This window comes from Rhodococcus sp. IEGM 1306, from assembly GCF_036541985.1.
In the GTDB taxonomy this organism is placed as follows: domain Bacteria; phylum Actinomycetota; class Actinomycetes; order Mycobacteriales; family Mycobacteriaceae; genus Rhodococcus_F; species Rhodococcus_F qingshengii.
Map to the genome: position 1 here is coordinate 485647 of NZ_JAZHFF010000003.1, position 12834 is coordinate 498480.

Here is a 12834-nt window from a genome sequence, read left to right on the forward strand (position 1 = left end):
TCTCAGCTCAGGTGATGCACTTCCTGAAGCCCGTACACCGGCGTCGGAATACCCTCGTAGCGCGCCTTCAACTGCAACGCGAGGTACAGCGAGTAGTGCCGGGACTGATGCAGATTGCCGCCGTGGAACCAGAGCGCCTCCTGCTGCGTGGGCTTCCACATGTTGCGCTGCTCGCCCTCCCACGGTCCCGGATCCTTGGTCGTGTTCGAGCCCAGGCCCCACACCTTGCCGACCTTGTCCGCGGTGTCCTGTCCGATCAGATCGGCCACCCAACCGTTCATCGAGCCGTAGCCGGTCGCGTAGACCACCACGTCGGCCGGCAATTCCGTACCGTCTTCGAGGATCACGCTGTTCTCGGTCAGTTCACGAATGTTGCCGTGCGCGAGCTTGATGTCTCCGTTGGCGACCAGTTCGGCGGCACCGACGTCGATGTAGTAACCCGATCCGCGGCGTAGGTACTTCATGAACAGACCCGAACCGTCGTCGCCCCAGTCGTGCTCGAAACCGGCCTTCTCGAGGCGATCGTAGAAGTCCTTGTCGCGCTCACGGATTGCGTCGTACACCGGGATCTGGAACTCGTGCATGATCCGGTACGGCAGCGAACCGAACGTGAGGTCCGCCTTGTGCGTCGTCATGCCGGCGGCAAGCGCACGCTCCGAATACAGATCGCCCAGGCCCAGATCCATCAGCGAATCCGATTTCACGATGTGCGTCGAGCTGCGCTGCACCATCGTGACGTCGATGCCGTTTTCCCACAGAGCGCCGCAGATGTCGTGCGAGGAATTGTTGGCCCCGATGACCACAACCTTCTTGCCGACGTACTGATCCGGGCCGGGGTGCTTACTCGAGTGGTGCTGATCGCCGAGGAACTTGTCCTGCCCGGGGAACGTCGGGACGTTGGCCTTGCCGGACATACCCGTCGCCATCACCAACTGCTTGGGACGCAAGGTCAGCTTCTCGCCGTTGCGGTCGACCTCGACGGTCCATTCCTGGGTCTTCTCGTCGAACGACGCTGACGTGCAGGTCGTGGAACTCCAGTACGGCACCTCCATGACCTTGGTGTACATCTCGAGCCAGTCGCCGATCTTGTCCTTGGGCGCGAACACCGGCCAGTTGTCGGGGAACGGCATGTAAGGCAGGTGGTCGTACCACACCGGATCGTGCAGGCACAGGGACTTGTAGCGTCCGCGCCACTGGTCGCCGGGTCGCTCATGGCTGTCGATCACGATGGCCGGCACTCCGAGCTGACGCATCCGGGCACCGAGCGCGATTCCGCCCTGCCCACCGCCAACTATCACGACGTAAGGCTGTGTGGTGTAACCGAGTTCGCGGTCCTCGATCTCCTTCTGCTCGGCCCACGTGACGCGATTCGGATCTGCACCGTGCTTGGCGCCGCGCGGGCGGCGAGTGCCCTTGCCCTCCTCGTGGCCCTTGAGTTCCTGCAACGACGTCAGCAGGGTCCAACCTTCATCGCCCTTCAGACGAAGGTGCCCGTGCGCACGCCCGGTTGCAGTCTCGAATTCGATCCAGGCCGACGTGACGCCGTCGGCCTCGTCGGGCGTCTCGGTGGTCCGGAACCCCGAAGGATCGGTGTCGTCGAGTCGTGCGGAGAGCATGTCGGCGATCTGCTCGCGACCTTCGACGGTCTTGATGTTCCAAGTGAACGACACCAAGTCTCGCCAGAAACTGTCGAGTGCGAATTTGCCTGCAACACGCTCGATGTCACGAGCGGCAAGTGCCGACTCGAAATCCGCCAGCCAGGCATCGACGCGCTCCTGCGGTGTCACCGCCGTCAGCTTCACCTCGGGGGCGACTGCGGAATCGATGGTTTGCGTCATCACTTCTCCTTGTTTGTGAATGTGACACACAGCACATCGCATCAGTGGCCCGGGTCACAAGCGTTGCAGCCTGTTGCAATCCGCCCCACTGTGACCAATCCCTCGATCACAAAACTAGTTGAATAATGCAACGATATGTACGATTCAAACCGCCTTCGACGATGCGCAGCCCTTCGCATCCGGAACCACCCGCGATATGCAAAGGAGACGCGCATGGCACGAGCAGGCGCTATTGCCGAGCGGACGGCCCCCGCCGTACGACCTGGCGGACTTGTCGGCGTACTGGCGTTCATCGGCATCCTCGCCGCACTCATGCAAACGCTTGTCGTCCCACTGATCGCGGAACTACCCACACTGCTGAACACGACCGCCTCGAACGCGTCGTGGGTCGTCACTGCGACGCTCCTGGCGGGTGCCGTCGCTACACCGATAGCCGGGCGTCTCGGGGATCTGTACGGCAAGCGGCGGCTGATTCTGATCTGCACGATCCCGCTCATAGTCGGATCGGTCATCTGCGCAACTGCCAGTTCTCTGATTCCGATGGTGATCGGACGCGGATTGCAGGGCATCTGCGTCAGCCTGATCCCACTCGGCGTCAGCGCACTACGCGATCTGCTTCCGCCGGAGAGACTCAATTCTGCAATCGCTCTGATGAGTTCATCCATGGGAATCGGCAGCGCACTCGGCCTGCCGATCGCCGCGGCAGTAGCTCAGAACGCCAGCTGGCGGGCACTCTTCTGGGGATCAGCGGCGCTCAGTGTGCTGATACTGATCCTGACCTGGTTCTTCGTCCCGGCGACACCGGTACACAAGGTCGGCGGACGGTTCGACCTGATCGGCGCGATCGGGCTCGGAGCCGGCCTGATCTCACTCCTGCTGGCCGTATCGAAAGGCGGCAGCTGGGGATGGACAAGCGGCACCACCGTGAGCTTGTTCGCGACCACGATCATCGTTCTTCTCGGCTGGGTCTGGTTCGAACGACGCACCGACGACCCGCTCGTGGACCTACGTGTGACGGCGAAGCCGCAGGTGTTGCTGACCAATATCGCTTCCATCGCAACTGGATTCGCGATGTACACCCAGTTCTTGATCATCCCGCAACTGCTGCAACTACCGGAGTCCACCGGTTACGGCATGGGACAGTCGATGTTGGCGATGGGCCTGTGGATGGCGCCACCCGGATTCGTGATGATGGCGGTCTCTCCACTCGGCGCACGCCTCACCGCACTGCGCGGGCCGAAGTTCACACTCATCACAGGCGCGCTCGTCCTCGCTCTCGGTTACGGATCTTCGATGCTGCTGATGGGCTCGACGTGGGGGCTGCTGATCGTCGCCTGCATCGCCAATGCCGGCATCAGTCTCGCGTACGGTTCCATGCCCGCCCTCATCATGGGCGCGGTGCCGCCGTCCGCTACTGCTGCTGCCAACAGCTTCAACTCCTTGATGCGCTCGATCGGCACGTCTGTGTGCGCCGCCGTCATCGGCGTCGTTCTCGCACAGATGACCATCCAGGCCGATGGCCATATCCTGCCGTCGGAAGCCGGCTTCCGCACCAGTCTGTTGATCGGATGCGGGTTCGCCCTGCTCGCCGCAGCGATCGCGCTGTCGATTCCCGTCCGAAAGATGTCTTCCCGCAGCAAAACACCCGTCGAGTCGATCTCCGCTGCAAACGTCTGACCGATACCGGTTGCCCGCACCGTCGTGCGGGCAACCGTGTCACACCTCGGCAGGTTTCAACTTGCCGAGTCCCAGCGACTGAAATCCCACGACGTAGAACAGGGTCCACAGCACAGCCCAGTCCACGAAACCCAGTGCGTTCCCGTGTAATCCGTCGACGACTGCCGGCTCGTGAAGAATGTTCTCTGCCGCAAAGCGGTAATAGAACAGGAAGGTCACCACCGCGAGCACAAACGTGAGCAGCGCGCGGATCGCGAGGTTGACCCCGTCCGCAAAACCCGTCGGCTTGTTGCCGAAGGCGTTGGCCCAGAAGATCATCCAGAACGCCCAGCACACACCGAGCTGCGCCGGGAACTGATGGACCACGCCACCCAACTCGGCAACAGCATCGCTTCCCACCAGTGCCTTCACGACCGGAAGTGCCACGAAGTACAAGCCGGTTCCCGCGGCGAAGTTACCGATCGTGGCTGCGAGCGCCGTCTTTCCACCACCGCCGAACAGTCGCCACGGCCAGTTGTCGAGCGTCTGACCGGTCAGGATCACGACCACCACGACGCAGTAGAACCAACCGAGCACGGTGTCGACGGTCATCAACGGATCCGTGGCGGAAAGCGACACGGACGGCAGGCCGAACACGAAGTACAGCGCCAGCGTCGGGACGGCGACAAACGCGATCTCACACAACCCCACCAGCGGTTGCTTCATCCCGAGGGAAGTCCACGGCCAGTGCTGCCAGTTCAGGACCACCATCACCCAGGTCCCGAATCCGAAGAGCACGAACAGCGCACCCGCGAAATAACCGAGACCGCCCTCACGATCGGCCGCGAAATCCGGGTACAAGCTCCCCAAACCGTGTGCCAGGAGCCACGTCACCACGACGGCGAAGACCGCGGTCGCAGCCATGATCGCCAGCCCCTTCGCCGGCTGCGGGAGTCGATCGAAGCCGGCGAACTCGCAGTTGAAGCCGATGAACACCACAAACAGGATCGCCCAGAAAAGCGCCGCGTTGAACGGCAAAGGATAGAAATTCCACGGGCTGGTGGTCGGATCTGCCAGAAGGTACCAACTCGCCACGGCCAGCACGAGAACGATCACAAGATTGGTGATCCCGAACCCGATCCAGCGGCGTGACGGTGGCCGGTTCGGCGTCGCCGGTTCTGTGGGTGTGTCGACTGTAGCGGTCATGTTCCCTCTCCCAGATTGTCTCGCAAGATGATTCGCGAAGTGGTCGCGCAACTATGAAGCTGTCGCGCGGGGCACCGGGAGGGTTGCCGAGGGTTGCAATCGCAGTCCGATTCTTCGGAATTGCAACACCGTGCAACCCTTCCGCATTGTGGTCGTCGTCACATACAAATCACTCACCGGTTCACGGCTAACCGTTTCACTACCAACGAGGAGAAACTGCATGAGCATCACGGGCAAGGTAGTTCTGGTCACCGGCGCCGGCCAAGGAATCGGACGCGGAATCGCTCTCCGCCTCGCCCACGACGGCGCCGACATCGCACTGGTCGACCTCGATCAGACCAAGCTGGATGCGGTTGCCGACGAGATTCGACAGATCGGGCGTCAGGCGACCACGTTTGTCGCCGACGTCAGCGATCGAGCACAGGTGAACGCCGCTGTCGAACACGCGCACAAGGAATTGGGCGGATTCGACGTCATCGTCAACAACGCTGGAATCGCTCTCGTCGGCCCGATCTCCGACGCGACGCCGGAAGAGGTCTCGAAGATCTGGAGCGTCAACGTCGACGGTGTGCTGTGGGGAATTCAAGCTGCAGCAGCAAAGTTCCAAGCGCTGGGACAACGCGGAAAGATCATCAACGCGTCGTCCATCGCCGGCCACGACGGATTCGCCATGCTCGGCGTCTACAGCGCCACGAAATTCGCGGTCAGGGCCCTCACTCAGGCCGCAGCCAAGGAATACGCGTCCGACGGAATCACCGTCAACGCGTACTGCCCCGGCGTCGTGGGAACCGACATGTGGGTGACGATCGACAAGAGGTTCGCCGAACTGACCGGTGCGCCGGAGGGCGCCACCTACGAGAAGTTCGTCGGCGGAATTGCGCTGGGTCGAGCTGAAACCCCCGACGATGTAGCCGGTTTCGTCTCCTACCTCGCCGGGCCCGATTCCGACTACATGACCGGGCAGGCCGGTCTCATCGACGGCGGTCTCGTCTACCGCTGACCGAAGTGTCGTCACCGAGAACGGTGCCCTCGCAGAAAAGGCGGTTGCCCGAACCCGCGATGCCACCCGGCGAGGATCCTCGCGACTACGCGAGGACCCTCGCCGCGGTGTACGACGCGACGATGGCCGGAGACCGCGCACCGGCCCGACCCAGGGACGTGGTGCGCCAATCGTGGCAGCGCCTGCGCGAACTCGGTATCGACCCCGAGCACAACCGGGTCGAACCGTCGATGGACGTTGCCGAACTCGATCTCCGTCGTCGTGAGTCCGGACTGTACGACGTGCTCGACGACGTGACACGCGGACTCGAATCGGTCACCGCGAGCGGTGAGAACATCATGGTCGTAGCGGACCTTCGCGGAACTGTGCTGTGGCGCAGCGGTTCCCATCGCGTACTCGATCAGGCTGCGCGTCTGGGTTTTGTCGAAGGGGCGAACTGGGCCGAGGACAGCGTCGGTACCAACGCCATCGGAACGGCATTGGTGTCACGACAGGCGGTGCAGATCTTCTCGGCGGAACACTATGCGCGTAGCCACCATCCGTGGACATGTGCGGGGGCACCCATCCGCGATCCGCGGGACGACCGTGTCATCGGCGTGGTGGACATCAGTGGTCCGGCGAAGACCGTCCATCCCACGACGCTCGCTCTGGTCGACGCCGTCGCACGCCTCGCCCAATCACACCTGCGCGACAAGCATCGGGACAATCTCGATCAATTACGTTCTGTTGCAGGGCCGATGCTCGCCCGCAGCGGATCACCCGCATTGGTGATCGATACTCATGGATGGGTCGCAGCGGTCGACGCACTCCCCCATCGCTCGCGCGTGCTGCTTCCCGCAGCTTTGGCTCCCGGCAGAACGTGGTTTCCGGCTCTGGGCCTGTGCGAACTGGATCCGCTCCCCGGCGGGTGGCTGGTTCGTCCGATCACCACCGGCGAGAAAATCACCGCTCCCACGGTGCATATCGATCTGCGCGATTCCGAGAACATGTCGGTGACCGTCACATCCGGGTTCGGCGAATGGGCGTACTCCCCGACCCAGCGCCACGCCGAGATTCTGTTCCTCCTCGGATCGGAAAGACGAGGACTGACTGCATCTCGGTTGGCGCAAGACCTGTTCGGTGACCCGGCCCGCACGGTGACTGCGCGGGCCGAGATGTCACGTCTGCGAAAGAACCTTGCCGGAGTTGTTGCAGCGCAGCCGTACCGGTTCGTCGATGCAGCGCACGTGACGTTGTCCTGCCCCGTGGACGGCGCGCATCTGTTGCCGTTCTCGAACGCGCCGGCAGTACGTGCCGCTCGCCTTACTCAGGCCGGTTCGGAGGCCTGAGTAAGCAACTGCAGAAACACCTCTTCGGGCTGAGCGCCCGACACTGCGACCGCACGGTTGGCAACGAAGAACGGAACACCACTGACCTGGAGTTGGCGCGCCATGGACAGATCCTCGCGCACGGCCTCGGCGGCGGCATCGGAGCCCAGTTGCTCGCGCACCACATCGGCATCGAGACCGACGCTCACGGCCAGCTCGACCAACACCTCACGGTCGTCGATCACCTTGCCGTCGCTGAAGTGAGCCTTGAACAGCGCTTCGAGGAGTTCGTTCTGCCGCTCACCCGCGAGATGCAGCAACCTGTGCGCATCAAAGGTATTGGCGGCGATCACGGTGTCGAAGTCCAAGGTCAACCCGACCTCGGCTGCCGTCGCACTGACATGGGCGAACATCTGACGTACCTGATCAGGCGCCATCCCCTTCATCTCGACCAACGCGTCGAGTTCGGTACGGCCCGCGCCCACCGGGGTCTCCGGAGCGAGCTGGTACGAGCGCCAGATGACGTTGACGCGGTCCTTGTTCTCGAAACGATCCAGAGCCGAGAGGAACCTGGTCTTTCCGATGTAGCACCACGGGCAAGCGACGTCCGACCACACTTCGATGGTCACGTCTTGGTCAATCACGATTTGATCAGTCACCGAAGGTGCAACAACGAACAGGGGCGGGATTAGTCCCGAGTCACGTGACCAGGCCACACCGGAACGCGATCAACGACGCACCCACCCGGTTGGGCACGCCGAGCTTGGCGAACAGTGAAGAGATGTGCGTCTTGACGGTGGTCTCACCGAGGTACAGCCGCTCGGCGATGACGCTGTTGGCCGCGCCCGTCGCCAGGATTGCCAGCACTTCACGCTCGCGTTCGGTGAGCGAAGCGAGGGGAGTCTGATCGGGGGCTTGCCGACGCGGCGTCGAGGCCACGATGGCGCGCAGAGAATCGCAGCTGAACAACGAGTGGTCGGACGCCACCACTCGTACTGCCTGCTGGAACGCCTGTGGAGCCGCGTCCTTGCTCAGGAAACTGTGCGCACCCGCCTCGACGGCCTGCACGACCATGTCGTCGACGTCGAAGGCTGTCATCGCAATGACCTTCGGCGGATTGCTCATGGTCATCAATTCTCGGGTGGCCTCCAGGCCGCCGACCCGCGCCATCTTCAGATCCATCAACACAACGTGCGGACGAAAACGCGTGACCTTGGCTGCGACCTGATCGCCGTCTTCTGCCTCGGCAACCACCACGATGTCCGGCGCTGCTTCCAGGATGTCCTTCATTCCGCGCCGAACCCAGGCGTCGTTGTCGACGATCAAAACTGTGATGCGCGAGTCAGCGTCCATAGTGCGCTCAGATTACCCAGAGCCCCCGACAGTGAGAGGGTGGGCGGGCTACGACGACCAGGGCACCCAGCAACTGACGAGGAAATCGTCCCCCAACGCACCGGCCTCGACCTTGCCGCCGATCTCTCGCGCCTGTTCGGCCAGTCCGCGTAGACCTGATCGCGAACCGATCGACGTCATGGGTGCAAGCTCGCTGAGCTTGTTGCGTGCGAGGATACGGATTCCGTCGTGCGGCGACCCGGTCACCGAAATGACGAGCATCTGGTCGCTCGCGTATTTCTGGACATTGGTCAGTGACTCCTGCACGACGCGATAGCAGACGTGACCCGCCAACATTCCGACGTCACCCGGGAGCAACTCGGATTCGAGGCGGCAGTGAATGCCGGCGGCGCGGGCACTGTTGACCAGATCGCCGATCGCGTCGATCCCTTGATGCCCACCGTGTTCGCGACGATCACCATTTCCTCTGAGCACTCCGACGATTCCCTTCAATTCGTCCAAAGCCTCGTGCGCGGTCGTTCTGATCATCGCAGCCGTGTTGACGACCTTCTCGGGATTGTCTGCCGCGCTCACCTGCAGCCCGCCGGCGAACAACGAAATCCGGCTCAAGCTGGCGGCGATCGTGTCGTGCATGTCGCGAGCGATCCGCGTTCGTTCCTCGGTGCGAATCATCTCGTCGCGCATCACGTCGGTTTTCTCGGTGGCCAGATCCCGTACGTGCTCGGCCTCGACGAGTTCGGTCCTGGTCCGGATCAGGAGAGAGAGCGCCACGACGATGCCGACCATGACGGCCGCGACGAGCCACGGGATCCAGATGGCGACGTCGTATTGAACGACTGCCGAACCGTCCTTGGGTTTCATGGTGCCCATCGTGAGAACGGAGTACTCACGATTTCGAAAAGCGTCGTAGGTCAACGAAATTCCGCACACGACGAAGACAGCTGCCGCAGCGGCAGCAAGCCGAGGCCCACGTGCGATCCGGGCAACGGCGAACAACGCGATGAGCGCCGCCGTTGCATCAGTGGGAAAGAACAGCGGCCCGACCAGCGTGATCGCCAGAACCACCCAAGGATGCTGATGGCGCCAGACGAGCGATACCCCGCCGGCAACGCCCAGGACGAACCCGATCCCGACCAGCACCGGTGGCATGTTTCCCGACGAACCGGCGATGCCCACCGTCATGAAGGAACAGAAAAGGCTGAACGCGACGGCGGTGGTGGTCCATACGCGCCGTCGCACAACAGTTCCTTGGGTGGTGATCACCGAGCAAGCGTATCGACCACCACCGACGCCTCGAATCAGCCGAACGGGTGGACGAACCGCCAGGTCCCGACCGAAAGGATGAGGCGGACCGATCTTTCGGCTGAAGCGGTGAGCAGTCCTCACATCGTTGACTTGTGCCATACCAACTCTCGAAAGGCGCACATCATGCGATCACTCCGCACTCCCCTCGCCCTCCTCGCCGTCGGCGCAGCCTTGTTCGCAACCATCGCCTCGGGCGAAACAGACGAAGCGAAGAAGGTCGACGACAACGGTTCGTCCACCGCTCCTGCGGCTGCATTCGGCATCGGTGACGTCGTCGAGCTGGGCAACTGGCGCGTACAGGTACACGGCGTCGTCGATCCATACGTCTCGACCAATCAGTTCATCACCGCTGATCCCGGAAACCGTTACGTGGTGGTCGACACCGAGGTCACCAACAACAGTGACAAGCCGTCGACTGTCTCGTCGATGATGTGCTTCGAATTGCAGGACTCGGCGAACAAGTCGTACAACATCACGTTCACCGACAGCAGCACGTCGAGTGTCGACGGAGAACTTGCACCGGGCGCTGCCAAGCGAGGCGAACTGGCCTACGAGGTCCCCGAGGCCGCAACCGGTCTGCGCCTTCAGTTCAAGTGCGATCTGTTCTCGTCCGGCTCGGCAACGATCAACCTGTCGTGAACCGTCCGGGCGATCTGCTGCTGAGTCCGTGGGCGCTGGTTTCGGTGGCGATCATTCTGATCAACGACCACGCACTCAAAGGCGCCTTCGGGAACATGGTGACGGGCAAGCTGTCCGACGTCGCCGGCGTGTTCCTGTTTCCCCTGCTTCTGCTCTCGGTTTTCGAGGTGCTCAGGCGAAACCTGGTGGGGCGAGCAGCGATCGCCTGGTCCATCGCGGTCACGGGTATCGGCTTCGCCGCGGTGAAGGTGGTCCCGCCGATCGGTGACGCGTACGAGTGGGTGATCGGGTTTCTCCGCCTGACCGCACGAGGATTCCGCGGAGATCTCTTGCCGATCCTGGTCTATCGCGATCCATCGGACCTGTGGGTGCTCCCGATACTGTTCGCGAGCTACCTGGTCATCACACACAACCGCACTCGGGCGCCGGAGGGGGCGCCCGAGCACGAGTTGATCAGTCCAGGGCCGCATCCAACGTGATGTCGACGCCGGTCAGTGCCTTGCTGACCGGGCAGGTTTCCTTGGCCGCCTGGGCGACCTCGGCGAAGCCGTCGGCGTCGAGGCCGTCGACCTCGGCGCGAACGGTGAGCTTGATTCCGGTGAGCTTGAAGCCGACCGTGTCGGGTCCGAGCGACACGTCCGCGGTGATGTCCAGGCTCTGCGGGGTTCCGCCGGCCTCGGCGATCAGGGCCGACAACTGCATCGCGTAGCAGGAGGAATGTGCTGCGGCGATGAGCTCCTCGGGGCTGGTGGTTCCGCCGGCCTCCTCAGCTGCGCGCTTGGGGAACGACACGTCGAAGGTCGCGACGCCCGAGCTGGTGAGTTCCACCTGCCCCGATCCGGCCTCGAGGGTGCCGTTCCAGGCGGTGCGTGCGGTACGAGTTGGCATTGCTGTCCCTACTTCCGTCTTCACATGATTCGGTGAACGCCTTGCGATCACGAACCTACCCGCGATACGTGACGTCACACCTACTGTTTCGGACGGGACTACCCGAGGAGCGTCGCGGACAGCAGTTTCTCGACGCGCGCCTGTGCGGAGTTCTCCGAGGAAAAGTGCACGATTCTGCCGATGTCGAAGACAAGCCCGAGCGCCGCGTGGACGAGGAAACGCGCTTGGACGATCGTCAACTCCGGCCGTGCCTCGACGCACAGGTGCGCCCATTCCTCGACGTTCAAACGCTGAATGTTGCGCAACTCGGTCCGTGATCGATCCGGCAAGCTGCCGATCTCGGCAAAGTACACGGCCAACAGTTCACTGGTTCCGAACGAAACCTCGACGTACATCTTCGCCAACGTCTCGACGGCTGCGAGAGGAGTCTCGGATTCCGCCAACGCCGAACCCAACGTCATCGTCAGACGATCGGACGCTCGGTGGAAGGCCGCAGCCAGTAGGTCGGCCTTGCTCGCGAAGTGCCGATACACACTCGACGCGTTGATACCCGCCGCGGCGCCGATCTCCTCGATGCTCACGTCGTGATACCCGCGCTGATAGAACAGCAGGACTGCTTCCTGAAGCAGCACTTCACGTTTCGACGTCCGCACGAGGCCGGTTTTGCGTTCGGACGCCGCCGCCCCCGCGCCGCCTTCCACAACGACCGGCAGTTCGACGCCGACGACGGACCAGCATGCTGCAAGGATCAGCGCTTCGATCTGCTTGGCGGACAACGCTGATCGATGCCCGGTGATACTGGCGATCACGCTGAGCACAGCGGGTGCGATGAGCTCCACGTCCGCCGGGTCGAGTTCCGGGCGAACTGCGGCCAGCGGCTCGGCAATCCGAAGATTGAGCGTGCGCATTCCCACCCGCAACTGCTCACGATCCTCGTCGACCAGGTAGCGCCCCTCCCATCGGTAGAGACCTCCCCTACGCCGATTCTCGATCGTCGCGCGAATGACACCCACCATCGTGGAGTTCAACTGCTCGCGTGGATCGTCGTTTCCGTGTACCGCGGGATCGCTGGCATCCAACAACGCCTGAGTCAGGTTGTTCACGGTGTAGACGAACAGCGCGTATTTCGTAGGGAAATGACGATAGAGGGCAGGCCCGGAGATTCCGACCTTCGCTGCGATCTCGTCGATACCCACCGCGTGGTAGCCACGTTCGCTGAATGCTTCCGCAGCAGCGGCCGCAATTTGCGCCTTCCGATTCTTCGGACGCGTCCGTGGTGCGGGGTCGCTGCCACGCACGGAGACGCGTGTCTGTCCGGGCACCTGACCCTCCACTTCCGTTGCTTTCTCTTGCACTGCCTTCGTCCGCTGCACCGCACTTCTACAGGCGTGAGTCCGAACGGATCATGTTAACCGTCACGAAGGTCGCGATTCGCGCCCGGTACAGCTTCACCCGAAACCCTACAACGCAGCTGTCGCGCCGGACGGATTCCGGAAAAAGAGTCTTGACACCCGCTCTCGCACCGGTGTTATGTTAGTGACGATTCGCACAGTCTTGCACGTAGTCCGCTGGCGGGCTCGTTCCTTGTGGCACGGAGTTTTTCCTTGCCCACAACAGGGTTCGATGCCGATTGACCGACCGT

12 protein-coding genes are annotated in these 12834 nt (G+C 62.7%); 5 read left to right on the top strand and 7 right to left on the bottom strand.

Going from position 1 to position 12834, the window contains the following annotated elements:
- Positions 1-2: 2 nt before the first annotated feature.
- A complete protein-coding gene (locus V3587_RS11800) occupies positions 3-1838 on the bottom strand; it encodes a flavin-containing monooxygenase (RefSeq protein WP_124568949.1) in 1836 nt (611 codons plus the stop codon).
- Positions 1839-2051: 213 nt separating this feature from the next.
- On the opposite strand from V3587_RS11800, the gene V3587_RS11805 reads away from it, so the two are divergent.
- On the top strand, positions 2052-3515 hold the full coding sequence (locus V3587_RS11805) for an MFS transporter (protein ID WP_124568950.1): 1464 nt from the start codon (positions 2052-2054) through the stop codon (positions 3513-3515).
- A 39-nt stretch (positions 3516-3554) separates the two neighbouring features.
- On the opposite strand, the gene V3587_RS11810 is transcribed toward V3587_RS11805, so the two are convergent.
- Complete coding sequence (locus V3587_RS11810; protein ID WP_283376493.1) at positions 3555-4700, bottom strand: hypothetical protein; 1146 nt, start codon at positions 4698-4700, stop codon at positions 3555-3557.
- 220 nt (positions 4701-4920) lie between these two features.
- Between V3587_RS11810 and V3587_RS11815 the strand changes: the two genes are divergently transcribed.
- Positions 4921-5700: an acetoin reductase gene (locus tag V3587_RS11815; RefSeq protein ID WP_095970851.1), complete on the top strand. Its 780-nt coding sequence runs from the start codon at positions 4921-4923 to the stop codon at positions 5698-5700.
- Between the two features lie 59 nt (positions 5701-5759).
- Entirely contained in the window at positions 5760-7028 is a 1269-nt protein-coding gene (locus V3587_RS11820) for a GAF domain-containing protein (RefSeq protein ID WP_124569058.1), read from the top strand.
- Here the strand turns inward: V3587_RS11820 and V3587_RS11825 are convergent.
- The 3 genes from V3587_RS11825 to V3587_RS11835 are packed head-to-tail and all read right to left on the bottom strand — an operon-like array spanning position 7007 to position 9764.
- The gene (locus tag V3587_RS11825; protein WP_234036727.1) at positions 7007-7651 is read right to left on the bottom strand and encodes a DsbA family oxidoreductase; all 645 of its coding nucleotides are present in this window, start codon (positions 7649-7651) and stop codon (positions 7007-7009) included. The genes V3587_RS11820 and V3587_RS11825 overlap by 22 nt on opposite strands.
- Positions 7652-7706: 55 nt before the next feature.
- The gene (locus tag V3587_RS11830; RefSeq protein WP_095970848.1) at positions 7707-8360 is read right to left on the bottom strand and encodes a response regulator; all 654 of its coding nucleotides are present in this window, start codon (positions 8358-8360) and stop codon (positions 7707-7709) included.
- A 48-nt stretch (positions 8361-8408) separates the two neighbouring features.
- Positions 8409-9764: a sensor histidine kinase gene (locus V3587_RS11835; RefSeq protein WP_283376492.1), complete on the bottom strand. Its 1356-nt coding sequence runs from the start codon at positions 9762-9764 to the stop codon at positions 8409-8411.
- A 24-nt stretch (positions 9765-9788) separates the two neighbouring features.
- Between V3587_RS11835 and V3587_RS11840 the strand changes: the two genes are divergently transcribed.
- Together V3587_RS11840 and V3587_RS11845 are read left to right on the top strand one after the other, a co-directional pair.
- Complete coding sequence (locus V3587_RS11840) at positions 9789-10304, top strand: DUF4352 domain-containing protein (RefSeq protein WP_283376491.1); 516 nt, start codon at positions 9789-9791, stop codon at positions 10302-10304.
- Positions 10301-10783: a hypothetical protein gene (locus V3587_RS11845; protein ID WP_200314548.1), complete on the top strand. Its 483-nt coding sequence runs from the start codon at positions 10301-10303 to the stop codon at positions 10781-10783. The genes V3587_RS11840 and V3587_RS11845 overlap by 4 nt, the downstream gene beginning before the upstream one ends.
- Here V3587_RS11845 and V3587_RS11850 read toward each other — a convergent pair.
- Together V3587_RS11850 and V3587_RS11855 are read right to left on the bottom strand one after the other, a co-directional pair.
- On the bottom strand, positions 10758-11192 hold the full coding sequence (locus V3587_RS11850; protein WP_095970844.1) for an OsmC family protein: 435 nt from the start codon (positions 11190-11192) through the stop codon (positions 10758-10760). The genes V3587_RS11845 and V3587_RS11850 overlap by 26 nt on opposite strands.
- Before the next feature lie 98 nt (positions 11193-11290).
- The gene (locus V3587_RS11855) at positions 11291-12514 is read right to left on the bottom strand and encodes a TetR/AcrR family transcriptional regulator (RefSeq protein WP_283376490.1); all 1224 of its coding nucleotides are present in this window, start codon (positions 12512-12514) and stop codon (positions 11291-11293) included.
- Between the last annotated feature and the right edge of the window lie 320 nt (positions 12515-12834).